Raw genomic sequence first — 23,767 nt, 5'->3', positions numbered from 1 at the left:
CCTCCGGCCCTCTGGGCCACCTCCCCCAGAGGGGGAGGATCTTAAAACAGGAACCTCCCCCAGTGGGGGAGGTGTCGCCGGAGGCGACGGTGGGGGGACGTTCTCAGCTTCCGCAGACTTGGCCTGCCTGGCTAAAACCTCCCCCACCGACCGCTGCGCGGTCGCCTCCCCCAGAGGGGGAGGTTTATTTCTTACGACCCCACCACCCCGTTCATCGTCCGGGCGTACAGCGCCAGCAGCCGGTCCGCATCCACGGCGATGGCCGCGCTGTGGATCGGCTGGTCGTCCCAGGCCGAGGGACCGAAGAGTTCGCCTTCCACCTTCTGCAGGGTCTGGCCCAGGGCGATGCCCTCGGTGACCACGCGGACCGAGCCGCGGCGGACCTCGAACAGGCTCTCGTCGATGACATAGGCCACGGCGGCGGCGTCGTGGACGCAGCAGCCGACGATGCCGTCGCGACCGCCATAGAAGGCCGCGTAGGGCTTGGAGATGGCGTTGAGGAACTGGCCGGCCGGACCGGCCGAGGCTTCCAGGGCCTCCATGAAGTCGGGCGTCATGATTACCTGGGTGGTGACGTCCAGGCCGATGACGGCGACGTGCCAGGGGGCGGTGAAGACGCGGTCGGCCGCTTCCGGGTCGTTCCAGATGTTGGCTTCGGCCACCGGCGTGACATTGCCCGGCTTGCCGGCGACGGCGAAGGCGCCGCCCATGATCACCACGCCCTTGAGCATGGTCGCCACTTCCGGATCGGCCTCGAGCGCCAGCGCCAGGTTGGTCAGCGGGCCGACGGCCACGAGGGTGATCTCGCCCGGGTTGGCGCGGGCGATGTCGATGATCGCCTGGTAAGCCGGCTTGGCTTCCGGCTCGGCGGCGATCAGGCCGGTCAGCTCGACGTCGCCCAGCCCGTTCTCGCCATGTACGAAGGTGGGGGAGGGATTGCGCGGGCGCACCAGGGGCTTGTCCGTGCCCTTGTAGATCGGGGCGGTCAGGCCGAAGCGCTGCTTCAGATAGAGGGCGTTGCGGGTTGTGGTGTCGATGTCGGCGTTGCCGAACACGGTCGTCACGGCCACCAGGTCGAGCGCCGGGCTGGCCTCGATGAACAGCAGGGCCATGGCGTCGTCGATGCCGGGATCGGTGTCGAAGATGATCTTGGTCGTCATCGGTCTTCTTGTCTGCGAGCCCGGCGGGAGGCCGGGAAAGCCGACGACCTTAGCCTTCCGAGGCGGCGCGGGCATGTCAAAACGACAACGGCCCGGGCGTTTTTCAACGCCCGGGCCGCCGTTTGCTTCAGCTCTGTCGTCGCTTAGCGGCGGGCGCTCAGCGAGATGCCGACCACGCGCGGTTCGTTGACGAAGCCGGTCAGGTTGTTGAAGTCGATGCCGCCGCGCAGGTTCACCTCGTTGGTGATGTTGCGGGCGAACACGGCCACTTCATACGCGCCGTCGGTGCGGGCGTAGCCCAGCTTCAGGCCGCCTTCGAAGGTGTCCTTGCTGTTGAACTCCTTGCTCTCGTAGAGGAAGAGGTTCGTGTAGCCCTGACGGAACCAGTCGGTTTCGGCGAAGAGTTCGCCATTGGCGCCGACCGGCACGTTGTAGCGGGCGCCGAAGTTCAGGATGTATTCCGGCGCGTTCGGGAACGGGTTGCCGTTGACCAGGGCCTGGCCGGCGCTGTTCAGCGGGTCGGTCACGGTGCACTGGGCGCAGACGGCCACGGCCAGGCCCGAGTCCTTGATCTTGGTGTGGCTGTAGCTGTAGCCGGCGGTGACCAGCAGGTTCGAGGTCACCTTCCACTCGCCGTCGAGTTCGACGCCGTAGGCCTCGCCCTTCTTGGCGTTGATCAGGCGGTTGGAGTTGCTGCCGCCGCCGACCGCGCTGAACTGCGGGTCGTCGATGGTGTAGGTGAACACCGCGCCGTTCAGGCGGACGCGACGCTCGAACAGCTCGCTTTTGACGCCGGCTTCCCACGACAGGATGGTTTCCGACTGGGCGACCGAGGCCGGGCTGCCGAAGGCGATGTCGCGGCCCTGGATCGACGGACCGCGGAAGCCGCGGGCCACCTTGCCGTAGACGCTGACATCGTCGTTGACGGCGTAGAAGGCCGACAGGTCCCAGCTGGCCTGGCTGTCGGAGACCGACACCGGGGCCGAGGCGCCGAACGGCGAGGACAGGACTTCCATGTCCTTGTCGTCGTCGGTCCAGCGGACGCCGGCGGTCACCTTCAGGGCGTCGGTGACCTGGTAGGTCCCTTGGCCGAACACGGCCCACGAGGTGTTCTTGTGCTCCAGGGTCGAGGGGGCGACGAAGAACGGGTTGGTCGAGACGGTGAAGGCCGACTTGAAGTAGTAGGCGCCGACCTGCCAGGCCAGCTTGCCGTCGGTGTCGCTGGCCAGGCGGATTTCCTGGGTGACCTGGTCGAGGTCGCCGATGGAGTCCTGGGTGTCGGAGTCGAACGGGATGAAGCCCGGGCCGACGCCGGCCACGCCGCCGTCGATATCGCCGCGGCTGCGGCCCTTGGCGGTTTCATAGGCGCTGATCGAGGTCAGCTTCACGCCGCCGAAGTCGTGGTCGACCTTCAGCGAGACGCCGGTCGAGTCGTACTCCTGCGGGTTGTTGGCGCCGCCGTTGTAGCTGACCTTGTCGCGGTCGAAGTTCGAATTGATCTTGTTGCTGCCAGCCGTGAGGATGTTGGCGCGGAAGACCGCCGCGGTGCCGTCCAGCGAACGGGTGTGGGCGATGGCCAGGATCGAGGTGTCCTCGGTCGGGGTGGCCAGGATCTGGAGGCGAGCGGCCTTCTCGTTGTAGCCGCCCAGCGCGTCCTTCACGCCGGTGAAGCTGTTGTCGATGTAGTCGTCGCGGTGCTGGTACAGGGCCGAGGCGCGGACGGCCAGCTTGCCCGGGACGATGGCGCCGCCGACGCCGCCTTCGAAGGTGGCCGAGCCGTACGAGCCGTAGGTGGCCGCGCCGTTGGCGCGGAAGTCTTCGCTGGGCTTCACCGTGTCGAACTTGACGATGCCGGCGGTGGTGTTGCGGCCGAACAGCGTGCCTTGCGGGCCGCGCAGGACTTCGACCTGCTCGACGTCATAGACGGGCGAGGACTTGAGCACGACGTTCTCGAGGACGACGTCGTCCATGATCACCGACACCGGCTGCGAGGCGGCCAGGTCGAAGTCGGCGTTGCCCAGGCCGCGGATGTAGAAGCGCGGGGCGGCGCGGCCGTTGGAGCTTTCGATGTAGAGGCCGGGGACGCGGCTCGACAGGGCCAGAACGTCTTCGCCGGCGGCGAAGATCGAAGCCAGCTTCTCGCCCGAGACGGCGGCGACGGAGACCGGCACGTCCTGGATGTTTTCCGAGCGCTTCTGGGCGGTGACGATCACGTCGTCGAGGGCGACGGCTGCGTCCTGGGCGAAGGCCGGGGCCGCGACGGCGGCGGCCAGCAGGAGAGCGCCGAACGCGGCGCCGCAGCGCAGCTTGGCTTGGTTGGTCATGTCGAAATCCCCTTCGAACACCGGTGGAGGAGCCGGTTGCGGGGTGCAATGCACAATGGCGTCGCCGAAATCAAAAGGCTTGATGACGACTCGGTATCGACTCCGTGAAGTTTGTTCAGGGGCTGTCACTATTTGACCACGCTGCGACAAGGGTGCCCAAAACTAGGTCATAAGTCAGGACATACTTACTTATTGTCCTTGGTCGGAACGTCTTTCGCTTACTGTGCAAGGCGTTGGTCGGCGCCGCCCTGAAGCAGCGAAACGTGCGCCGACACGATTTTCCAGCCGTTTTCGGTGCGCAGCCAGGTCTGGCTCTGGCGGCCGGGCTGTTTTGCCCCGGTTCTGAGGAATTCGACGTTGGCGATCGCGAAATCGCGCCCAAAAGTGGTGATTTCTGTGCGTAGGCGTTCACGCAGCGGCGAGCCGCCGGCTCGTCCGATTCGAAAGGCGGCGATCTCTTCGAAGCCGTAGAGGTTCTCGGCCACGCCGTAGCGGACGGTTTCGGGGGCGTCGCGGAAGAAGCCGTCCAGCGCCTCGACGTCGTTGGTCATCAGCGCGGTCTCGTAGGCGTCGACGGCGGTGGTCACCTGCGCCAGCACCTCTGGGTCGTTGACGATCATGATCTGAACTCCGGAGGGCGGTGGGCGGCGATCACCCCGGCGCGCTCCAGGCGCAGGGCGGCGGCGAAGGCCAGGTCCTCGCGCCAGGCCGGCGCGATCAACTGCACGCCGACGGGCGGCTTGCCGGGACGGTTCAAGGGCGCGGCGATCACCGGCAGGCCGATATAGCTGATCGGCTGGGTGTAGGCGCCCAGGGTCTTGCGCACCGAAACCTGCGCGCCTGCCAGTTCCATGGTCGCCTGGCCGATCGGCGGGGCCGGACAGGGGGCGACGGGCGCGAGCAGCAGGTCGAAGTCCTCGAACAGCTTGCGGGCCGCATCGCGGAACACGGGGCGATAGCGGCGGGCGGCCTGCGCGACCTCGTCCGGCAGCAGGGCGCCGGCCAGCAGCCGGTCGCGCACCGCCGGATCGTAGTCGAGGGCGCGGGCGGCCAGGTCGTCGAAGTGCAGGTGGCCGCCTTCCGAGGCGCTCATGGCGAAGGCGGCGGCGCGGGCGGCCTGGGCCCCGGGCAGCTCGACGTCGCGGCGGGCCTGCAGGGCGTCGGCGACGATCTCCAGCGCCTCGACCACCTCGGGGAAGGCGCCTTGCTGGAACCAGCCGCCCAGCACGCCCACGCGCAAGCCTTGCTCGGCCAGCATGTCCAGGCGCCCCGACAGCGGGTCGGCTGCCGGCGGCGACAGCTCGTCGCACGGATCGGGCCCCTGCAGGGCGTCGTAGGCGACGGCGAGGTCGGCGGCCGTGCGCGTGAACGGGCCGATGTGGTCCAGGCTATGGACGAAGGGGAAGGTCCCGGCCCGCGACAGCCGGCCCAGGGTCGGCTTCATACCGAACACGCCGCACAGGCCGGCGGGAATGCGGATCGAGCCGTTGGTGTCCGAGCCCAGCGTCAGGGGCGTGATCCCGCCGGAGACGGCGGCGGCCGATCCGCCCGACGAGCCGCCGGCGATGCGGGCGAGGTCGTGCGGATTGCGGGCGGGGCCGTCGTGGGCGTTCTCGGTGACGAAGCCGTAGGCGAACTCGTCCATGTTCAGCGCCCCGACCAGCACCGCCCCAGCCGCCTTCAGTTTGGCGACGGCGGTGGCGTCGGCGGTGGCGGGGGCAGCGTCGCGGCGGATCTTGCTGCCGGCCAGGGTGACGTGGCCGGCCACGTCGAACAGGTTCTTGACCGCGAAGGGCACGCCGGCCAGCGGGCCCAGGTCGACCCCGGCAGCGAAGGCGGCGTCGACGGCGTCGGCCTGCCTCAGCGCCTCGGCCTCGAACACGGCGGTGAAGGCGTTGAAGGGCTCGGCCCTGGCGTCGGCCAGGGCGCGCTGGGCGATCTGGCGGGCGGTGGCGCGACCCTCGCGCAGCGCGCGGCCAAGGCTCTGGACGGTGTCGAAGCTCATGGCTCGAACGCCTCCGTGGCCGAGGACGGATCCGTCAGTCCCGCGAACAGCGTGGTCTGGTCGCGCAGCAGGGCGAGGTTCTCGGCGACGCCGGCGCGGCAGCTTTCGGGAACGGGCAGGCCAAGCTCGGCGCTGCGGCGATCCAGATAGGCGGCGACCTTGGCGTCGGTGAGGTTTTGGAAGGCCGACAGATCGCCGCCCGACATGGGAAGTCACTCACGCTAGGAAGTAATTGAATACTTCATAGCCAGCCGACGATAACGCCGCCAGCGCGGGTTTTTCAAGCGCTTAAGCTGAGGCGATCGCCTGCCGAATGCGCGAGGTCGGTGCAGACGGCGCCCAGAGCGGAGGCAGATTTGGCAAAGCAGGGCGCGAGCGACGAGCCGGGCTTCGTCCGGGCGGCGGCGCGGTCGGAGACTGGAGGCCGTTTCAAGCCTTCGGTCCCCGCTTCGCCATGCATCACCACCTCGCCTCCACCCCGGAAACCGTCCGCTTCGGCATCTTCGACGCGGCCTTCGATCCGGTCCTGACCGTCCAGCCGGGCGACAGCGTCACCTTCGACTGCGTGTCCGGCGGGCCCGAGGTGATGCCGGGGCCGGAGTCATGGCTGACCATCCCGCCGGCCCTGCAGGCGATCCACGACGCCAGGCTCGACCGGATCGGGCCGCACATTCTCACCGGGCCCGTGGCCATCGCCGGGGCCGAGCCGGGCGACACGCTGGAAGTGCGCATCGAGGCGGTCGAGCCCAACAACGACTGGGGCTACTGCGCGGTGCGGCCGCTGGCCGGCACGATCCCGGAAGACTTCCCCGACCGCTATGTCAGCCACATCGCCGTCGACAAGGCGCGCGGCGTCTGCAAGCCGGAGTGGGGGCCGCAACTGCCGCTGCGCCCGTTCTTCGGCACCATGGGCGTGGCTCCGCCGGCCAGGTACGGGCGCCTGTCCAGCCGCGAGCCGCGCGAGCACGGCGGCAACATGGACAACAAGGAGCTGGGCGCCGGCGCGACCCTGTTCCTGCCGGTCTGGGTTCCGGGCGCCAACTTCTCGGCCGGCGACGGCCACGGCCGCCAGGGCGACGGCGAGGTCTGCGTCAACGCCCTGGAGATGGGGCTGACCGGCACCTTCAGCTTCATCCTGCACAAGGCGGCCGACATCGGTGTCGCCACCTGGCCGCGGGCCGAGACGCCGACCCACTACATCGTCATGGGCTTCAACGAGGACCTGGACCTGGCCATGAAGCAGGCCCTGCGCGGCATGATCGACTTCATCTGCGCGCGCTCGGCCCTGACCCGGGTGCAGGCCTACCAGTTCTGTTCGCTGGCGGTGGACTTCCGCGTCACCCAGACGGTGAACGGCGAAAAGGGCGTGCATGGGATGCTGGAGAAGGGCGTGCTGTTCTGAGGGACTTTCTCCTCCCCCCGCTAGCGGGGAGGGAGACCGCGAAGCGGTGGAGGGGGGGGCGAGACTGGGTGCGGTTGCGGCGGTCGCCCCCTCCGTCACGTCGCCGATGGCGTCGCGCCACCTCCCCCGTTTCTCGGGAGAGGAGCTAGGCCGAGCGCCTTTCGTTCTCAAGAGGCTCGGGTTCGGGAGGGTCTTCCGTCGTAGGTTCGTTGGTCGGCGCCGCTTTGGCCGTTTCGGTCGCCAGCAGCGCCCAGTGGGTGCGGAAGAAGCCCATCCTCAAGCCTCCCGGGTCATGGCGATCAGGCGCGCCTGCAAGACCTGCGGCGTCTCGCTGCCGTGGTCGCCCTCGTGCAGCACGCGGGCGAACCAATAGCCGTCGGCCGCCAGGCGCACGACGCGCAGGCGCGGGTCGGAATCGGTGTCGGCGTGGCGCACGAGTCGATCGTCGATCCATTTGCCCCAACGGCGGCGCAGGGCCGGGTCGGTGACCATCGAGATGGTCAGGGCCTGGCCGCTCAGCGCCTGGTCGCAGCACTCGAAGGTCGAGACCACATAGGCGCGGGTGAAGCAGCCGTGGCCGCTGTCTTCGGCCATCAGGCGGTCCAGCGTCTCTTCCATCTGCTCGAGCATGAAGTCGAAGACCGCGTCGATCAGGGCCTGCTTGTTGGCGAAGTGATGGAACAGCCCGCCCTTGGTGACGCCGGCGCGTTCGGCCACCGCCTGGACGGTGATCCCCCCCAGGCCCTGTTCCTCGGCGAGCGCGACGGCGGCTTCCAGCAGGGCGCGGCGCACCTGCTCGGGCTGCTTGGGGCGGTTGTAGGCGGTGGTGTTCATCCGTGCCCCAGGGTGCGCGAGAAGAGCTGGGCGACGACCACGCCGCTGACGATCAGGCCGATGCCGATCATGGCCGGCAGGTCGAGCATCTGGCGGAAGAGCACGGCGCCGATGACCGCCGTCAGCACGATGCCGACCCCGCTCCAGATGGCGTAGGCGACGGCCAGCGGCATGTGCTTGAGCGCGATCGACAGCAGGAAGAAGGCCAGGGCGTAGAGGCCGGCGGTGGCCAGGCTGGGCAGCAGTTTCGTGAACTGCTCGGACTTCTGCAGGAAGGTGGTGCCGGCGACCTCGGCGGCGATGGCGCCGGCGAGCATGGCGTAGGCGGAAGCGGGGACGGACACGCGAGAACCTCGGAAGGGGAGGCATGTAAGATACCGCTTGGTTGGTTTGTTTTCAAGGTTGGGGGCAAGTGAACTTTTGATGCCGCGATGCTTTGAGGGACCTCCCCCTGTGGGGGAGGCGATCGCGTAGCGCTCGGAGGGGGGTGCTTGCCGGAATGGCCGAGGCCTGGAAGCTGAAAATGGCCCCCCACCGGCCTTCGGTCGCCTCCCCCAGAGGGGGAGGTTCCTAAAGCCCCAGCAGCCGTCGCACCACGAATTCCATCATCTGCGGCGTCAGTGGTCGCCGGGTGGCCTGGTTGTTGAGGGCCAGGCCGCTGAGGGCGTCGATGATCAGGTCGGCGTCGGTGTCGGCGGGGATCTCGCCGCGGGCGATGGCGCGCTCGACGACCTGGCGGTTGTAGGCGCGGCGGCGCAGGAAGTCCTCCTGGCCGTTCTGAAAGAGCTCGGGCCGCACGCGGCTCTCGGCGATCAGGAAGCTCATGCAGGGCCCGACGACGGGGTCGTTGTAGAGGTCGATCATCGCCTGGCCCAGCGCCACGAGGTCGGCGACGACGTCGCCGGTGTCGGGCAGGGTCTCGAACAGGAAGGCCTCGTTGAAGGCCTCGCCCACCGCCTGCATCGGCGTGGCCCAGCGGCGATAGAAGGTGGCGCGCGGGGCGCCGGCCTTGTCGCAGATCTTTTCAAGCGTCAGGCCCGACATGCCGTGCTGGGCCAGCACCTCCAGCGCCGCGCGCTTGAGGCGCTTTTCCACCTCCGGGTCGCGCGGGCGGCCGGGGCCCCGGCGCTTGGGCGGTTCGGACAGGGTTTCGGAAGGCGGGCCGGGCTCGAAGTCCATGGACGCAACCTAGAGCGCATTTGCGACCCAGGGTCAAAAAAAGCGGCGCATCCGGGGAGGATGCGCCGCCAAAACCGCATGGCGCTGGGAAGGTTGGCCACGCGAAGGAGGGATGGGATCAGAACTTCCCTCGGATCCCGAGCATGATCTGGCGACCAGGCTGGTAGTAGGTGTAGGCGGCGCTGTCCCACTGGAACGGGCTGCGCTGGGCCTCCTCGGTGATGTTGATGACGTCGAGGCTGACGCGCGGCTGGGTCGGCAGATTGTCGAACTGGTAGCTGGCCGACAGGTCCCATTGCCCCCGGGCGTCGGTGTTGATGGTCGCTACCGGAATGCCGTTCTGGCCCGGGCCCGACGAGATCTGGGCGTCGTTCCAGACGTAGGACAGCCGCACCGTCGCCCCGTGCTTCTCGTAGTAGCCGGTGACGTTGTAGGTCCACGGAGAGATGCCGACGGCCTGGGCCGGGGCGCCATTGCCGCGTGCGTTCTGCTCCACGTGGGTGGCGTTGGCGGTGAAGCCCGCGCCGTCGAGCAGGAAGTCCAGCGGCTGCACCCAGGTGACTTCCTGGCCCAGGATGGTCAGCACGCCGTCGGCGTTGACCTGCTGCTGCACGGTGACCGTCGCCGCGGCCGGGCCGCCGCGGTTGTTGATCGCCTGCTGTTGCAGGTTGGTCAGCTGGTCGAAGGGCACGCCCAGCTGGCTGAACGGGATGGTGTTGGTCCCGTTGACGGTGAAGCCGGTCAGCTCCTTGCGGAACAGGGCCACGCCGATATAGCCGGCGCCGCCGGTGTACCACTCGCCGCCGATGTCGAAGTTGTTGGACGTGTAGGGTTGCAGGTTCGGATTGCCCTGGTTGGCCTGCTGGGCCGAGGGGTCCGAGAAGGTGGTGCCCGGCAGCATGGCGCTGGGGTTGGGGCGGGTGACGGTTCGCGAGGCCGAGGCGCGCAGGATCAGGTCTTCGCGCAGGTTCCAGGCGACGTTGAACGAGGGCAGCAGGCCGTCATAGTTGCTGGTGCGCGACAGGAACGACAGCACGCCGTTGACTGTCTGCGGCCCCTCGATCGTCTGGTCGGTCGAGTAGTAGCGGGCGCCCAGGTTGAAGCGCAGGTCGCGGTCCAGCACCTGGGTGGCGCCGTTGACCTCGACATAGGCGCCGGTGGTCTTCTCGCGGATCAGGCCCGAGGCCGCGCCGGTGGCGGCCGCCGCCGAGAACGGGGCGCTGTCGAGGAAGGCCTGATAGTTGCTGTCGGCGAAGAACCGGTCCTTGTCCAAGGTGATGAAGCCCAGCGGGCCCTGCTGGATGTAGCTGGCCAGGTTGGCCTGGGGGATGGCCGAGCCGGCGCGGCCGTCGCAGGCCGGGACCGGGGCGGGAACCGGGCTCTGCGGCGTCACCCCGCCGCCGCCGCAGGTGAAGGCCTGCCAGCGGGCGGAGTTGTCGAGCGCGGTGATCGTGCGGCCGACGTCGTCATAGGCGACGCCGAACTTGAAGTTGGTCCCCTTGTCGTCGCCCAGGGTCAGGTCGAAGTGGGCGCCCTTGGTCTGGGTGACGCGCTTTTCGGCCTGCACGTTGACGCGGCCGCCGGCCCACACCCAGCCCAGCGACGGGTCGTTGAGGTCCTTGTTGGCCTTGATCGACGGATAGTCGCCGCCGCCGTTGGCGTAGGTGACGTTCAGGCCCGAGTTCAGCGGGGTGTTGAACAGCACCGTCGGCGCCTCGCGGAAGAAGACGCTGCGGCTCCAGTTCACCTGGCCGTCCAGCTTGATCCAGTCGTTGGGGCGCCAGGTGAAGCCGGGGTTGAGGTTCAGGACCTCGACGTCCTCCTCGTAGGGGCGGTACTCGAGGAAGAACTGCGAGTTCAGGAACGTGCCTTCGGTGACCACGCCCTCGCCGTTCACCTTCACGCCCACCGGGACCATGAAGTTGGAGTTGCGCACCACCCAGTTCATGTCGATGCGCTCGAACGATCGGCTGCCCTTGGAATAGAGGGTGTCGAAATAGACGTTCAGCTGGTCGTTGGGGCGCCATTCGGCCGACAGCACGTAGGAGTCGCGGTCGCGCTCGCCCGACGACCAGCTGTCCCGGCCAAGGCGCGGCAGTTGGGCGTCCGACAGCTGTTGCAGCGTCGTGCCGGGGTTCAGCGCGGCCAGCAGGGCGTTGTCGATCGTCTGGCCGGGCGTCAGTCCGTTGGAGTTGACGCCGGCCGGCACGGTGGAGGCCCAGTTGAAGTTGTTGCCGCCGGTGACGTTGCAGCCGGTGCAGGTCATGTTGGCGTTCGACCAGCCGACGCTCTCGAAGCCGGTGGTGGTGCTCTTGGTGCGGGCGATGGCGACGCCGCCCAGCAGGCCGAAGTCGCCGATCGGGGTCTCCCAGGTCTTCGAGGCGATCAGCGAGCCGCGCGGGCTGATGTCGTCGGCCTGATTGTTCTTGCCGGCCTGCAGCGAATAGATCAGCTGGCCGCCTCCTTTATAGTCGAAGGGGCGGGCGCTGCGCATGTTGACCACGCCGGCGACGCCGCCCTCGACCATTCCGGCCGTCGGTGTCTTGTGCACGTCGAGCCGGGTGAACAGCTCGGTGGGGAAGAGGTCGAGGTCGACCTCGCGGTTCTGGTTCTGGCTGTCGGTGCGGCCCGACGAGGCCACCGCGATCTGCGAGCCGTTCAGCAGGATCTTGGTGAAGTTGGTGCCCAGGCCCCGGATGGTGACGTTCAGGCCTTCGCCGTTGATCTCGCGGGTCAGCTGGACGCCGGGGATGCGGTTGAGGGACTCGGCGATGTTGAGGTCGGGGAACTTGCCGATGTCCTCGGCGAAGACCGAGTCGGTGAAGGCGACGCTTTCCCGTTTCGCATTGGTCGCGTCGGCCAGGCTCTTGCGGTAGCCGGTGACGACGACCTCCTCGACCGCGTCGGGCTCGGCGGCCTGCGGCGCGGGCGCCGTCTGGGCCAGGGCGGGCAGGGCGACGAGGGCGGTGGTCAGGCAAGTGGCCCCGATCAGGACCTGGCGGATTCCGCGCGTGCGGTGGCTGGACGACATCATTCACTCCCCTGCGCTTTTGGCTTTTCGCGCTTTTCGCATCGACCGCCGCCGTCCGCCGTTGCGCGGCGATACGACTGGTAGCGGTCACAGGAGTGAACGGCTACGAGGTAAGGCCTATCGTGTCAAGGTGGTCATACCTTTGCGATTGTGTAGGTCGGACAAGGCCAAGCTTGCGTCGATGGGCCTGGCCATGACCACGTAGCGCATCGGCCCGCGGGCCTTGGCGTCCAGCGGCCAGCAGGTGGCCAGGACCAGGCCCCGTCCGGGCGCGTGGGGATCCAGGCCCGAGGCGTCCCAGCGCACGACCCGGGCGCCGACCACCTCGAAGCGGGCGAGCTTGCCGTCGGCGCGCTCGACCAGGATCGGGTCGCCCGGCCTGACCTTGGCCAGCACCGCGAAGTGGGTGTCGCGGTGGGCGGCATAGACGGCCGTGCCCCGGTCGCCGGCCTGGGGCGTGCCGGCCACGTGGCCGGGGCCGAAGGCCAGGGCCTGGCCGCTGGCGCCGTCCAGGGCGATGACCCGCTCGCCCTGGCGCGGGAAGACGATGCGGGCCGTTGGCCAGGTGTCGGCCCAACTCCAGGGGCGAACCGGCGCGCCGCCCTGGCGGAGGCTCTGGTCGAAGGCCCGCTCCAGCAGCACCTGGGCCACGGCGGCCTTGGCGTGGATCCAAAGGCCCTGGCCGCAGAGCACCAGGCCGAGGCTTCCGGCCGCCAGGGCCGGCAGCAGGAAGGGGAGCCGCCGGCGGGCGGCTCCCAGCATGGTCGCCAGCCGGCTCACGCCGCGTTCCTCCGTCGGCCCAGGACCCAGCCGCCTGCGCCCAGGGCGAGCGCCAGGATCATCAGGCCAAGGCCCGTCAGGATCAGCATCGGCGCATCGGTGGCCGTCTGCGGCAGGTCCAGCTGCGCGATCTGCTGCTCGGGATCGTCCGGGGCGTCGCCGTTCCCGCTGGCGGCGGCCTTGCGGTTGAACAGGGCGTCGAAATCCCAGCCGGCCGGGAGGTTCAGCGGCAGGTCGCTGCGCAGCAGCGGGGCGTCGGCGGGGCGGGACGGGCTCTTGTCGACCGCCACCAGGCTGGTCTGGCTGGTCACCAGGCCGTGGTCGAGGCCCAGCTTCAGCACCCGCGCGTCGGCCTCGTCCTCGGTGATCTGGGCCAGGCTGCGGGCGACCTCGGCGTCGGTGATCTTGCGGCGCGCCCAGAGCTTGGAGATCCCCTTGCCGGCCTCGGCGTCGCGCAGGCGGATCCGGGTCTGCCAGGGGCGGCCGTCGATGACGCCGCTGATCGTCAGCACGCCGTCCAGGTCTTCCACCCGCGCGGCCAGGGTGACCGGCTCGCCGAGATAGAGGTCGGGCAGCACGGCCGGGGCCGCGTCGGAGGCCGTGCCCTCGAAGCGGGCCACGAGGTTGGTGGCCACCGGGCTTTCCAGCTTGTCGAACAGGGCTCGCATGGCTTCCTCGACCCCGGCGGTCGAGCCGATGTGGGTGAAGGTCCCGCGGCCCAGCTCGGCGGCGCGGTTCATCAGGTAGCTGTTGGGGGCCGAGCCGATGCCGACCATGAACACCTTCGAGCGGCCGCGGCCGGCGCCGATGGTGTCGAACAGGCCCTGCTCGTCGCTGATCGCGCCGTCGGTCATGAACACCACCTGGCGCACGCGGCCGTTCTCGTCGCGCTCATCATCGTCGCGTAGGGCCGCAGCCATGGCCGGGACCATCTCGGTGCCGCCGGTGGCTTCCAGGCCCGAGACGAACTTGCGGGCGCGGGCCAGGTTGCCGGCGTCGGCCGCGACCGCGCCCTCGAACAGTACGGTCAGGGTGTCGTCGAAGCGCACGACGTTGAAGCGGTCGCCGGGTTTCAGGTTCGAAAGGCCATACAGCAGGCCGGCCTTGGCCTGGCGCATCGACTCCCCGCCCATCGAGCCGGAATTGTCGATGACGAAGATGATGTCGCGAGCCGGCGGCGGGCCGCTGCGGGCGGCGATGGGCGGGGTGACCTGGGCCAGCACATAGTGGGCGCCGGCGATCTTCTCGCGGAACAGGGCGACGCTGGGCGCGGCCAGCGGGACGGGCTTCCAGGTCAGGACAAAGTCGCGGTCGGCCGGAACCTGGCCCTTGGACAGGGTGATGACCTTGCCGCCCTTCTCGTCGCGGACGTCGACGGCGTGGGTGGCGCTGGCCGTCGCGCCCAGCGGGAAGCCCGCGCGCAGGTGGACGGTCAGGGTGACCGGGTTGATCGCGCCGGCGACCTTGGGGTCGACGACGCGTGCGCGGCTTTCGGGCGTGGCCGCCGTTCCGGGCGAGGCGTAGCGCGGGGCCACGACCAGCGGCATGCGCAGCGAATACTCGCCGGCCGAGACGGCGATGGGGGCCTGGTATTCGATCTGCACCAGCACCGTCTCGCCGGGGGCGACATTGGCGACGGCGTTGGTGAACATGTTGGGGCGGTTCTGCTCGACCAGGGCCGCCTTCTTTCCCTGCGCCTTGGCGGCGTCGTAGATGGCCTGGGCCTCGGCGCGCTTCTTGATTTCGCCGACGATGACCTTCTTGCCGACCACCATCTTCAGCGTGTCGACCGCGCCGTCCTGGGGCAGGGGATAGACGTAGACGGCCTCGACCCAGCGGCCGGTGTCGTTGCGAAAGGCCTGGGTGACGCGGCCGCGCACGGTCAGGCCGCTGACGGTCATGTCGATGTCGGTCCCCAGGCGCACGGCCTCGACCACCTGGTCGCCGCCCTTGGCGCGCATGATCAGGCCGCCGGCTGCGGCTTCCTCCGCTTCAGCCGCGCGGCTGGTCCCGGCCAGGGCCACTAGGAGCAGCAGCCCCAGGGCGAAGGCTTCGCAGAGGATGAGGAACCAACGGGCGGGGCGGGCGCCGGAGGCGACGCGGGGCTTGGGCGCGCCGACGTCTTGAGCGGACATGGACGGATCTCCTTGGAGCTCGAAAGCAGGTGATCTCCCTTTTGGTCACACGCCGGCGCCGCCGCGAGCGGCGGGATTTGCAATCTTCGTGAGGGATCCGTGCAGCTTGTCCGGAGGCGGGCTTGCCGCGCCCGGAGCGGCGCCGCATTGTGCGGAAATGTGCGGATTCGTGAGGCCTTCCCGATGACCCTGGCGCCGGAAGCCGAGCTGCCGGACGAGCAGAGCCTGGCGATCGCCGCGTGCGTGCGCGAGGCGCTGGCCCGTCGCCGGATGTCGCGCCAGCAACTGGCCGACAAGGCCCGGATCAGCATCTCGACCCTGGAGAAGGCGCTGAGCGGCCGCCGCCCCTTCACCCTGGCCACGACCATCCGGCTGGAGGAGGCCCTGGAGCAGCCGCTGCGCGCGGCCGCGCCGGCCGCGCCCGCCGCCGTCACCGGCCTGGCCCCCGAGGCCCTGGGCGCCTATTCGCGGCCGGCCGTGACCTGGCTGGAGGGCGAGTACCTGACCCTGCGGCCCTCGTTCGAGGATCCGGCCGCCGTCTACGCCTATCGCACCGAGATCGTCTGGGATGACGCGGCCTCGAGCCTGGTATTCCGCGAGGCCGCCCGCCAGGACGCCGAGTTCACCCAGCGCGGGGCGGTGTCGCTGTCGAACCAGTCGGGCCACACCTACCTGATCACCAACGAGCTGGGTCAGTTCCGGCTGATCATCCTGGGCCGGCCAGCGATCGGCGGCGAGATGTACGGCATGCTGACCACCTTGCAGGTGGGGCAGGGGAGCCACCTTACGCCGGCCGCCGCGCCCATCGCCTTCGTGCCGCTGCGCCGCGTGGAGCAGCCGGCCTTCGGCCGTGTCGGGCCGGATGCGGCGGCCTACGACGACTACCGCGCGGCCTTGGCCCGGGTCACCGACAAGGGCTTCGCACGGTTCTTCGCGGGGTAGAGGGCGGGGGCGAAAACTACGCCCTTCGACAAGCTCAGGGTGAGGTTTTCGATGTTGTCGCCGAGTCTGAAATGGTCCTCATCCTGAGCTTGTCGAAGGACGAGGACCACGCTGCGAATTAAGCCGCCTGCGCCCGCGCCACCCGATCCGCCACGAAGCTCATGTGATCCGGCATGGCCTCGGCCGAGCGGGCGATGACCGCCTGGATCTCTCTCATGCGGGCGCGCAGCAGATCGTCGCTCATGACGTCGGCCATCGGGTCCCAGCCCTTGGGTTTCAGGCCCTGGCCGACCATGACGGCGAACCAGGAGGTGTCGTTGAACAGCTCCTCGTTCTCGCGGAAGATCCGGCCGTGGCTCTCGAAGACGGCGATCTTGTCGGCCAGGTAGTCGGGGATTTCCATCTCGCGCAGATAGTCCCAGTAGGGCGTGTCCGAGCGCTGCGTGGCCTTGTAGTGCAGGATGAGGAAGTCGCGGATCTTCTCGTACTCGAAGGTCATCACCCGGTTGTAGCGGTCGATGTCGGGCTGCTGGAAACGCCGGTCGGGGAACATGGCCAGGAGGCGCGAGATCCCCACCTGGATCAGGTGGATGCTCTGGCTTTCCAGCGGCTCCATGAAGCCGGCCGACAGGCCGATGGCCACGACGTTCTTGTTCCAGCTCTTCTTGCGGCGGCCGGCCTTGAACTTCAGCGTCCACGGCGTCGCCAGGGCCTCGCCGTCGAGATTGGCCAGCAGGTAGGCCGTGGCCTCGTCCTCGCTGATGTGCGCGTTGGAAAAGGCGTAGCCGTTGCCGATGCGGTGTTGGAGCGGGATGCGCCATTGCCAGCCGGCCGGGCGGGCGGTGGCGCGGGTGACCGGATCGGTCGAGCCGCCCGAGGCGCACGGCACGGCCACGGCGCGGTCGTTGAGCAGCCAGTGCGACCAGTCCTCGAAGCCGCTCTTCATCGCGCCCTCGATCAACAGGCCCCGGAAGCCCGAGCAGTCGATGAAGAGGTCGCCCTCGACCACCGCGCCGTTCTCCAGCGTCACCGACTCCACGAAGCCATCGGTTCCGCGCAGGGCGACGTCGACGATCCTGCCCTCGATGCGGCGCACGCTGCGGGCCTCGGCGTAGTCGCGCAGGAAGCGGGCGTAGAGGCCCGCGTCGAAGTGGAAGGCGTAGGCAATGTCGCCCAGCGGCGAGTTCTTCTGCCCCGTGGGGCGCTGAAACTTCGCCTGGGCCGCCGCCAGCGATTGCAGCGAATATTCGGAAAGGTCGGCCGCCTCGCCCATGGCCTGGTAGCGCAGCCAGTAGGCGTGGAACGACACCCCCTCCATGTCGACGCCATAGGGGCCGAAGGGGTGGTGGTAGGTGTGGCCGATCTGTTTCCAGTCGCGGAACTCGATGGCCAGCTTGTAGGTGGCCTTGGTGCGGCGCAGGAAGTCGTCCTCGTCCAGGCCCAGCATGCGGTTGAACATGTTGATCTGGGGGATGGTCGACTCGCCGACCCCGACCGTGCCGATGGCCTCGCTCTCGATCACCGTCACCTTGGTCACGCCGTCCTTGAGGAAGCGGCCCAGGGCGGCGGCGGTCATCCAGCCGGCGGTGCCGCCGCCGACGATGACGACATGGCGGATGCGGTCGTTGCTCATGCGGCGACTCCTTGGGCCGCGCCGCAATAGCGGGCGACGAACTGGGCGTGGTCCGGCATCGCCTCGGCGGTGCGGGCGATCAGGGCGGACAGGTGGGAGAGGCGCTGGCGCACCTCGTTCTCGGGCAGGCTGTCGACCAGCGGGTCCCACTCCTCCGGGACGATCCCCTGGCCCAGCAGCACGGCCAGCCAGTTGGGCTCGTGGAACAGGTCGTACTCCGACGGGAACCAGCGGCCGCGATGGGCGAACAGCTCCATGCGCCGGGCCAGGCTGTCGGGCACGGTCATCGAGGCTAGGTAGCGCCAGTAGTCGGTGTCATCGCGGCGGGTGGCGTGGAAGTGCAGGATGACGAAGTCGCGGATGCGGTCGACCTGCTCGGCGGTCAGGCGGTTGTATTCGTCGACCTCCAGCGGATCGACGCCGTTGCGCGGGAACAGGGCCAGGAGCTTGGTGATCCCGGCCTGGATCATGTGGATGCTGGTGCTTTCCAGCGGCTCGATGAAGCCGGCCGACAGGCCGATCGAGCAGACGTTCTTCTCCCAGGCCCGCTCGCGGCGGCCCGGCGTGAAGCGCAGGAAGTTGGGCTCGTCGGTGGGCGCGCCGTCGAGGTTGGCCAGCAGGGTGTCGAGCGCCCGCTGGTCGTCGACGTGATGGCTGGAATAGACGTAGCCGTTGCCGATCCGGTGTTGCAGCGGGATACGCCACTGCCAGCCGCCCTCGCGGGCGGTGGCGCGGGTGAACGGCGTCAGGCCGTCGCCGCCCAGCTCGCAACCGATGGCCACGGCGCGGTTGTTGGGCAGCCAGCGGCCCCAGTCCTGGTAGGGCGCCTTCAGGGCCTGGCCGATGACTAGGCCCCGGAAGCCCGTGCAGTCGACGAAGAAGTCGCCCTCGACGCGGCGGCCGTCCTCCAGCACCACGGCCTCGACGAAGCCGCTCTCGGCGTTCTGGTCCACCTGGCCGATGCGGCCCTCGATGCGGACGACGCCGCGCTGCTCGGAAAAGCCGCGCAGGAAGCGGGCATAGAGGCCGGCGTCGAAGTGGTAGGCGTAGCGCAGGCTCGACATGACCTTGGACGGGTCGGGATCGGGCAGGGAGAAGCGCCAGCGGCGGGCGGCGGCCTCGGTGAGATTGTAGTCGCCGATCGGTCCCGCCGAAGCGGCGAACTTGCGCCAGACCTGGTGGAACTTGATGCCCTCCAGGTCCAGGCCGAAGGTCCCGAACGGGTGGTGATACATCTCGCCGATCGCGCCCCAGTCGACGAACTCGATGCCCAGCTTGAAGCTGGCCCTGGTGGCGCGCATGAACTCGCGCTCGTCGACGCCCAGCATGGTGTTGAAGGTCAGGATCGGCGGAATGGTAGCCTCGCCGACGCCGACCGTGCCAATGGCCTCGGATTCGACGAGGGTGATCTTCAGGCCCTGGGCGCTGAGCGTTTTGGCCAGCGCCGCCGCGGTCATCCACCCGGCCGTACCGCCGCCCACGACGATGACGGACCTCACGCGTTGGTCTGACATGATGCGCTTTCCCACCCCAGAAGATCTTATGTCCGCACGGCTTTGAACGCCGTTTCAAGCGGGTCGTAAATTGACTGCGCTGTCCGCATTTGTCACGTTTCCCGCCGGCGAAAAATCGCCGGGACGCCATTTCTGCCGGGAAAGGCGTTTCAAAACAAAAGGATGAGTGGCACGTCGAGTGACGTTACAGGGTTATGTCAACGCCCTTGACGTAGTCGACCTTTGCCATATCATCAGACCAATAATGGTCTCGACATATGACCAATGGTAGCGCTACCGCGTTACCGCACCTGGGGAGGAATACAAGAATGAGCTCCGTCAACGGAGCGTCCGCGACGCGTGGGCGCCAGACTCTCGGCGACAACCTGAAATTCGGCCTGAAGTGCGGGGCGTCGGCCCTGGCGCTGAGCCTGGTGTTCGGGGCGTCGGCCCTGGCCCAGACGACCGCCCCGGCCAGCGGCAAGACCACCGAGGACACGGTCGACGAGGTGGTCGTCACCAGCATCCGCCAGAGCCTCAAGAGCAGCCAGCAGCTGAAGCAGTCGTCTGAGATCATCGGCGACTCGATCACCGCCGAGGACATCGGGGCCCTGCCGGACCGCTCGGTGACCGAGGCCCTGCAGCGCGTGCCCGGCGTGTCGATCAATCGCTTCGCCGCCGGCGTCGACCCCGACCACTTCTCGGTCGAGGGCTCGGGCGTCGTGGTCCGCGGCCTGAACTTCGTGCGGTCGGAACTGAACGGCCGCGACACCTTCACCGCCAACAACGGCCGCATCCTCAGCTTCGCCGACGTGCCGTCGGAACTGATGGGCGGCGTCGACGTGTTCAAGAGCCCCTCGGCCGACCTGATCGAAGGCGGTATCTCGGGCACGGTGAACCTGCGCACGCGCCTGCCGTTCGACAGCAACAAGCGCATCCTGTCGATGTCGGCCGAGGCCAGCTACGGCGACATGGTCAAGGAATGGAAGCCGACCTACTCGTTCCTCTACAGCGACCGCTTCGACACCAGCTTCGGCGAGGTCGGCGTCCTGGCCAGCTTCGTGAACTCGCAACTGGCCAGCCGCAGCGACGCCATCCAGGTGTCGAACTTCGGCTGCCGCACCAACCTGGGCGTCTCCAGCGCCGACTGCGGCAATGGCACGAAGGGCGTGTGGTTCCCGCGCGGGGCCGCGTTCCGCTCGACCACCAACGACCGTGAACGCCAGGGCCAGGCCGGCGCGATCCAGTGGAAGAGCAACGACGGCACGATGCAGGCCTCGTTGCAGTACCTGCGCTCGAAGTCGACCGTGAAGTGGACCGAGCACGCCGTCGAGATCGCCACCGACAACGTGGCCGGCAACGGCGACTCGCGCCCGGCCGACGGCACCACCTTCTCGTTCGACGAGGACGGCGTCTTCACCAACGGGATCATCACCGGCAGCACCGGCTGGCGCGCCGACCAGAACGGCGCCGACCCGCGCACGCCGATCAACGGCCTGCAGTCGAACAACGTCCGCCGCGACGAGAACACGACCAACATCACCACCGACTACGGCTTCAACTTCAAGTGGACGCCGAACGAACACTGGGGCGTGCTGTTCGACGCCCAGCACGTGGACTCGAGCGTCGACGCGATCAGCATGGGCATGTGGGGCTCGACGTTCCAGAACGCCTCGATCACCCTCAACGGCAACGACCTGCCGGACGTGAAATTCACCGCCCCGTCCAGCGGCACGGCGGTGTCGAACTGCGCGCCGTTCAACAACAACTGCCCGTCCTACGCCCGCGGGACCCACGCCAGCCTCAGCGACCCGTACAACAACTTCTGGCGCTCGGCGATGGACCACATCGAGCAGTCGGAAGGCACCGAGGACGCGGTCAAGATCGACGTCGAGTACAAGCTCAACAACGACAGCTGGCTGGACTCGATCAAGGGCGGCGCGCGCTGGTCGGAACGCGACCAGACGACCCGGTTCTCGGCCTACAACTGGGGCGTGGTCAGCGAGATCTGGGGCAGCGGCGGGCCGGTGTGGATGGACGATCCCATCAACGGCAACCCCACCACCGCCGGCGGCGCCAACAGCACCCAGTTCGTCGAGGCCTACGCCTTCAACAACTTCCTACGCGGCAAGACTGGCGTGCCGACGGGCTCGGACCCGCGCCTGTTCTTCTCGCAGAACCTGGTCGACAACTACGGCTCGGTCTCGCAGTTCCTGCTGTCGGTCGGCGACGAGTGGCGTGACCGCACGGTCCTCGACGCGCAGACGGGTCAGCGTTGTCCGCAGAACTGGGTGCCGCTGGCGCAGCGCTGCGGCGTCACCGCCGGCACGCCGTTCCGTCCGCAGGAGATCAATCCGGTCAACGAAGTGACCAAGGCCGCCTACCTGATGGCCCGCTTCAAGGGCGATGTCGGCGACTACAAGATCAGCGGCAACATCGGCCTGCGCTACACCAAGACCGACCGCGAGGCGACCGGCTACCTGGCGTTCCCGATCTCGACCAGCCTGGCCACCGACGCCGATTGCACCCTGGCCTTCACCAACTGGCAGGCGCTGCCGGAGCCGAAGCAGCCGTTCAGCCCGTCGTCGTTCTGTTCGCTGACGCCGCAAGTGCGGGCCGCGGCCCGGGCCTGGGCCAACGGCGCCCTGACCCCGAGCACCGCCAAGGCCTCGTTCGACTACTGGCTGCCCAGCCTGAACGTGAAGATCATGGCCCCGCACGGCCTGCAGTACCGCCTGGGCGTCTCCAAGACGATGACGCCGCCCGATATCGGCCTGACCCGCAACTACTACAACCTGGCTCTGAACACGAACTTCGACGGCATCACCGGCGGCCAACCGTCGGGCAACGTGACCGTGGGCAACCCCTTCCTGAAGCCGACCCAGTCGACCAATGTCGACGCCTCGGTGGAATGGTACTTCGCGCCGGTCGGCTCGCTGACCTTCGCGGCCTTCTGGAAGGAACTGTCCGACGTCGCCACCAACACCACCGCGCGCGTGCCCTTCACCAACAACGGGGCGACGTTCGACGTGCTGGTGACCACGCCGGGCAACTCCGACAAGAAGGCGACGGTCAAGGGCTTCGAGATCGGCTACCAGCAGTTCTACGACTTCCTGCCCAAGCCGCTGGACGGGTTCGGCATCAACGCCAACTACAGCTACATCGAGAGCAACGGCGTCCCGCAGAGCACCCTGTCGGCCACCGACCCCGACGTGGCCGCCGGCCGGATCACCACGGTCGACACCAGCAAGCTGCCGCTGCAGGGCCTGTCCAAGCACAACGTCAACTTCGCGGCGATCTACGAGAAGGGGCCGATCTCGGCGCGCCTGGCCTACAACTGGCGCTCGGACTTCCTGCTCACCGTCCGCGACGTGATCGTGCCCTACGCCCCGATCATGAACGAGGCCACCGGCCAGTTGGACGGCTCGTTCTTCTACACCGTCAACCCGAAGGTGAAGGTCGGTGTGCAGGCGGTGAACCTGCTGAACGAGACCACCCGCACGACCCAGGTGCTCGACAGCAACCTGCTGAAGACGGGCCGCTCCTGGTTCATGAACGACCGGCGCTACACCTTCGTGCTGCGCGCCAGCTTCTAGTACCGCGTACCCGGGCGCGCGGCCCTCGCTCTTCGCCGCGCGCCTGTTTCTCCTGCCGACTTCATCCGCGCATCGCGCTCCCGCGGTGCGCGGTTTCTTTGAGTGGGGTTTCGTATGATTACCCGTCGTCACGCGCTGCTCGGCGCCAGCGCCGCTCTGGCCGCTTCGCCGGCCCTGGCCGAGAGCAAGATCCAGCCGCTCAAGTCCCTCGCCGCCCAGAAGGGCCTCGTCTTCGGCAGCGCCGTCGGCGCGGGTCCGCCCGGCGCGCTGACCGGCTCGTTCGAGGACGCCCGCTACCGCGCCGTCCTGGCCGACGAGTGCGGGGTGCTGGTCCCGGAGAACGAGCTGAAGTGGTACGTGCTGCGCCCGGCGGAAAAGACCTTCGCCTTCCAGCGCGCCGACCGCATCGCCGCCTTCGCCGCCGAGCATGACGCGGGCCTGCGGGGCCACACCCTGCTGTGGCATCATCCGCAGTGGTTCCCGGCCTGGTTGAAGGACTACGACTTCGGCCCCAGGCCGGCCGCTCGCGTCGAGGCCATGCTGGCCGAGCACATCGACAAGGTGTGCGGCCACTATCCGCAGATCTATTCCTGGGACGTGGTCAACGAGACCGTCGACCCCGCCGACGGGGCCCTGCGCCGCACGGTCTTCTCCGACGCCATGGGCGGGGTCGAGCCGGTCCTGGACGCCTCGTTCCACCAGGCCCGCAAGGCGGCCCCCAAGGCCCGCCTCGTCTACAACGACTACATGAGCTGGGAGGTCGGCAACGAGAAGCACCGCCATGGCGTGCTCAAGCTGCTGGAGGGCTTCCGCAAGCGCAACGTCCCCGTCGACGCCCTGGGCATCCAGAGCCACATCGGGGCCGAGAACGCCGACAGCTTCACGGGCTTTGGCCGACCCCAGGAAAGGGAATGGCGGGCCTTTGTCGATGAGGCCGTCGGCATGGGCTACGACCTGGCGCTCACCGAGTTCGACGTCCACGACAAGGGGCTGCCGGCAGACTTCGCACAGCGCGACGCGGCGGTGGCGGCCTATGGCAAGGCCTATCTCGACCTGATGCTGAGCTATCGCCAGACCAAGGAGCTTCTGGCCTGGGGCATGGTCGACAAGTATTCGTGGCTGCAGAACCAGTGGCTGCGTCAGGACAAGGCCCCCAAGCGGCCGACGCTCTACGACGATGCCTATGCGCCAAAGCCCCTGCGCCAGGCGGTGGCCCAGGCCCTGCGCGACGCGCCGGCGCGCTAGGGGAGGGC

At 68.5% G+C, this 23,767-nt stretch carries 17 protein-coding genes; 4 read left to right on the top strand and 13 right to left on the bottom strand.

Annotated elements, in window-relative coordinates:
* Positions 1 to 191 precede the first annotated feature (191 nt).
* From SGCZBJ_RS21865 to SGCZBJ_RS21845, 5 genes are all read right to left on the bottom strand, one after another.
* The gene (locus tag SGCZBJ_RS21865; RefSeq protein ID WP_101720037.1) at positions 192 to 1,160 is read right to left on the bottom strand and encodes a nucleoside hydrolase; all 969 of its coding nucleotides are present in this window, start codon (positions 1,158 to 1,160) and stop codon (positions 192 to 194) included.
* Between the two features lie 143 nt (positions 1,161 to 1,303).
* Positions 1,304 to 3,484 (bottom strand): TonB-dependent receptor, encoded by a 2,181-nt coding sequence (locus tag SGCZBJ_RS21860; RefSeq protein WP_101720036.1) that lies wholly within the window; start codon positions 3,482 to 3,484, stop codon positions 1,304 to 1,306.
* A gap of 218 nt (positions 3,485 to 3,702) precedes the next feature.
* The gene (gene hpxZ, locus SGCZBJ_RS21855) at positions 3,703 to 4,104 is read right to left on the bottom strand and encodes an oxalurate catabolism protein HpxZ (RefSeq protein ID WP_101720035.1); all 402 of its coding nucleotides are present in this window, start codon (positions 4,102 to 4,104) and stop codon (positions 3,703 to 3,705) included.
* On the bottom strand, positions 4,101 to 5,489 hold the full coding sequence (locus tag SGCZBJ_RS21850) for an AtzE family amidohydrolase (protein WP_101720034.1): 1,389 nt from the start codon (positions 5,487 to 5,489) through the stop codon (positions 4,101 to 4,103). The genes hpxZ and SGCZBJ_RS21850 overlap by 4 nt, the downstream gene beginning before the upstream one ends.
* Positions 5,486 to 5,695, bottom strand: a complete 210-nt coding sequence (locus tag SGCZBJ_RS21845; protein WP_101720033.1) for an AtzG-like protein — start codon at positions 5,693 to 5,695, stop codon at positions 5,486 to 5,488. The genes SGCZBJ_RS21850 and SGCZBJ_RS21845 overlap by 4 nt, the downstream gene beginning before the upstream one ends.
* A gap of 248 nt (positions 5,696 to 5,943) precedes the next feature.
* On the opposite strand from SGCZBJ_RS21845, the gene SGCZBJ_RS21840 reads away from it, so the two are divergent.
* Complete coding sequence (locus SGCZBJ_RS21840; protein WP_101720032.1) at positions 5,944 to 6,891, top strand: acetamidase/formamidase family protein; 948 nt, start codon at positions 5,944 to 5,946, stop codon at positions 6,889 to 6,891.
* 276 nt (positions 6,892 to 7,167) lie between these two features.
* On the opposite strand, the gene SGCZBJ_RS21835 is transcribed toward SGCZBJ_RS21840, so the two are convergent.
* The 6 genes from SGCZBJ_RS21835 to SGCZBJ_RS21810 form a co-directional block, all read right to left on the bottom strand.
* Entirely contained in the window at positions 7,168 to 7,725 is a 558-nt protein-coding gene (locus SGCZBJ_RS21835) for a TetR/AcrR family transcriptional regulator (protein ID WP_101720031.1), read from the bottom strand.
* Positions 7,722 to 8,069 carry a DMT family transporter gene (locus tag SGCZBJ_RS21830; protein WP_338065468.1) on the bottom strand — a complete coding sequence of 116 codons (348 nt, stop codon included), beginning with the start codon at positions 8,067 to 8,069 and terminating at the stop codon, positions 7,722 to 7,724. Before SGCZBJ_RS21830 ends, SGCZBJ_RS21835 begins: the two co-directional genes overlap by 4 nt.
* 226 nt (positions 8,070 to 8,295) lie before the next feature.
* Positions 8,296 to 8,904, bottom strand: a complete 609-nt coding sequence (locus SGCZBJ_RS21825) for a TetR/AcrR family transcriptional regulator (RefSeq protein WP_101720029.1) — start codon at positions 8,902 to 8,904, stop codon at positions 8,296 to 8,298.
* A 118-nt stretch (positions 8,905 to 9,022) separates the two neighbouring features.
* Positions 9,023 to 11,935 (bottom strand): TonB-dependent receptor, encoded by a 2,913-nt coding sequence (locus tag SGCZBJ_RS21820; RefSeq protein WP_101720048.1) that lies wholly within the window; start codon positions 11,933 to 11,935, stop codon positions 9,023 to 9,025.
* A gap of 117 nt (positions 11,936 to 12,052) precedes the next feature.
* A complete protein-coding gene (locus SGCZBJ_RS21815; RefSeq protein WP_205685455.1) occupies positions 12,053 to 12,715 on the bottom strand; it encodes a class GN sortase in 663 nt (220 codons plus the stop codon).
* On the bottom strand, positions 12,712 to 14,850 hold the full coding sequence (locus SGCZBJ_RS21810) for a marine proteobacterial sortase target protein (protein WP_101720028.1): 2,139 nt from the start codon (positions 14,848 to 14,850) through the stop codon (positions 12,712 to 12,714). The genes SGCZBJ_RS21815 and SGCZBJ_RS21810 overlap by 4 nt, the downstream gene beginning before the upstream one ends.
* Before the next feature lie 183 nt (positions 14,851 to 15,033).
* On the opposite strand from SGCZBJ_RS21810, the gene SGCZBJ_RS21805 reads away from it, so the two are divergent.
* Positions 15,034 to 15,792 carry a transcriptional regulator gene (locus SGCZBJ_RS21805; protein ID WP_101720027.1) on the top strand — a complete coding sequence of 253 codons (759 nt, stop codon included), beginning with the start codon at positions 15,034 to 15,036 and terminating at the stop codon, positions 15,790 to 15,792.
* Between the two features lie 118 nt (positions 15,793 to 15,910).
* On the opposite strand, the gene SGCZBJ_RS21800 is transcribed toward SGCZBJ_RS21805, so the two are convergent.
* On the bottom strand, positions 15,911 to 17,425 hold the full coding sequence (locus SGCZBJ_RS21800) for a tryptophan halogenase family protein (protein WP_101720026.1): 1,515 nt from the start codon (positions 17,423 to 17,425) through the stop codon (positions 15,911 to 15,913).
* Positions 17,422 to 18,939, bottom strand: coding sequence for a tryptophan halogenase family protein (locus SGCZBJ_RS21795; protein ID WP_101720025.1), 1,518 nt, complete (start codon positions 18,937 to 18,939; stop codon positions 17,422 to 17,424). Before SGCZBJ_RS21795 ends, SGCZBJ_RS21800 begins: the two co-directional genes overlap by 4 nt.
* Positions 18,940 to 19,247: 308 nt before the next feature.
* Here SGCZBJ_RS21795 and SGCZBJ_RS21790 point away from each other — a divergent pair, with 308 nt between their 5' ends.
* Together SGCZBJ_RS21790 and SGCZBJ_RS21785 are read left to right on the top strand one after the other, a co-directional pair.
* Entirely contained in the window at positions 19,248 to 22,514 is a 3,267-nt protein-coding gene (locus tag SGCZBJ_RS21790) for a TonB-dependent receptor (RefSeq protein ID WP_101720024.1), read from the top strand.
* Positions 22,515 to 22,628: 114 nt separating this feature from the next.
* Positions 22,629 to 23,759 (top strand): endo-1,4-beta-xylanase, encoded by a 1,131-nt coding sequence (locus SGCZBJ_RS21785; RefSeq protein ID WP_101720023.1) that lies wholly within the window; start codon positions 22,629 to 22,631, stop codon positions 23,757 to 23,759.
* Positions 23,760 to 23,767: the final 8 nt, after the last annotated feature.

The organism is Caulobacter zeae, assembly GCF_002858925.1.
GTDB classification, from domain to species: domain Bacteria; phylum Pseudomonadota; class Alphaproteobacteria; order Caulobacterales; family Caulobacteraceae; genus Caulobacter; species Caulobacter zeae.
This window is presented reverse-complemented; position numbering and strand designations above follow the sequence as displayed.

Bases quoted from the DNA above. Each gene is read 5' to 3' on its own strand.
- SGCZBJ_RS21865 (WP_101720037.1), bottom strand. From the start codon at position 1,160: ATGACGACCAAGATCATCTTCGACACCGATCCCGGCATCGACGACGCC.
- SGCZBJ_RS21860 (WP_101720036.1), bottom strand. From the start codon at position 3,484: ATGACCAACCAAGCCAAGCTGCGCTGCGGCGCCGCGTTCGGCGCTCTC.
- hpxZ (WP_101720035.1), bottom strand. From the start codon at position 4,104: ATGATCGTCAACGACCCAGAGGTGCTGGCGCAGGTGACCACCGCCGTC.
- SGCZBJ_RS21850 (WP_101720034.1), bottom strand. From the start codon at position 5,489: ATGAGCTTCGACACCGTCCAGAGCCTTGGCCGCGCGCTGCGCGAGGGT.
- SGCZBJ_RS21845 (WP_101720033.1), bottom strand. From the start codon at position 5,695: ATGTCGGGCGGCGATCTGTCGGCCTTCCAAAACCTCACCGACGCCAAG.
- SGCZBJ_RS21840 (WP_101720032.1), top strand. From the start codon at position 5,944: ATGCATCACCACCTCGCCTCCACCCCGGAAACCGTCCGCTTCGGCATC.
- SGCZBJ_RS21835 (WP_101720031.1), bottom strand. From the start codon at position 7,725: ATGAACACCACCGCCTACAACCGCCCCAAGCAGCCCGAGCAGGTGCGC.
- SGCZBJ_RS21825 (WP_101720029.1), bottom strand. From the start codon at position 8,904: ATGGACTTCGAGCCCGGCCCGCCTTCCGAAACCCTGTCCGAACCGCCC.
- SGCZBJ_RS21820 (WP_101720048.1), bottom strand. From the start codon at position 11,935: ATGTCGTCCAGCCACCGCACGCGCGGAATCCGCCAGGTCCTGATCGGG.
- SGCZBJ_RS21810 (WP_101720028.1), bottom strand. From the start codon at position 14,850: ATGTCCGCTCAAGACGTCGGCGCGCCCAAGCCCCGCGTCGCCTCCGGC.
- SGCZBJ_RS21805 (WP_101720027.1), top strand. From the start codon at position 15,034: ATGACCCTGGCGCCGGAAGCCGAGCTGCCGGACGAGCAGAGCCTGGCG.
- SGCZBJ_RS21800 (WP_101720026.1), bottom strand. From the start codon at position 17,425: ATGAGCAACGACCGCATCCGCCATGTCGTCATCGTCGGCGGCGGCACC.
- SGCZBJ_RS21795 (WP_101720025.1), bottom strand. From the start codon at position 18,939: ATGTCAGACCAACGCGTGAGGTCCGTCATCGTCGTGGGCGGCGGTACG.
- SGCZBJ_RS21790 (WP_101720024.1), top strand. From the start codon at position 19,248: ATGAGCTCCGTCAACGGAGCGTCCGCGACGCGTGGGCGCCAGACTCTC.
- SGCZBJ_RS21785 (WP_101720023.1), top strand. From the start codon at position 22,629: ATGATTACCCGTCGTCACGCGCTGCTCGGCGCCAGCGCCGCTCTGGCC.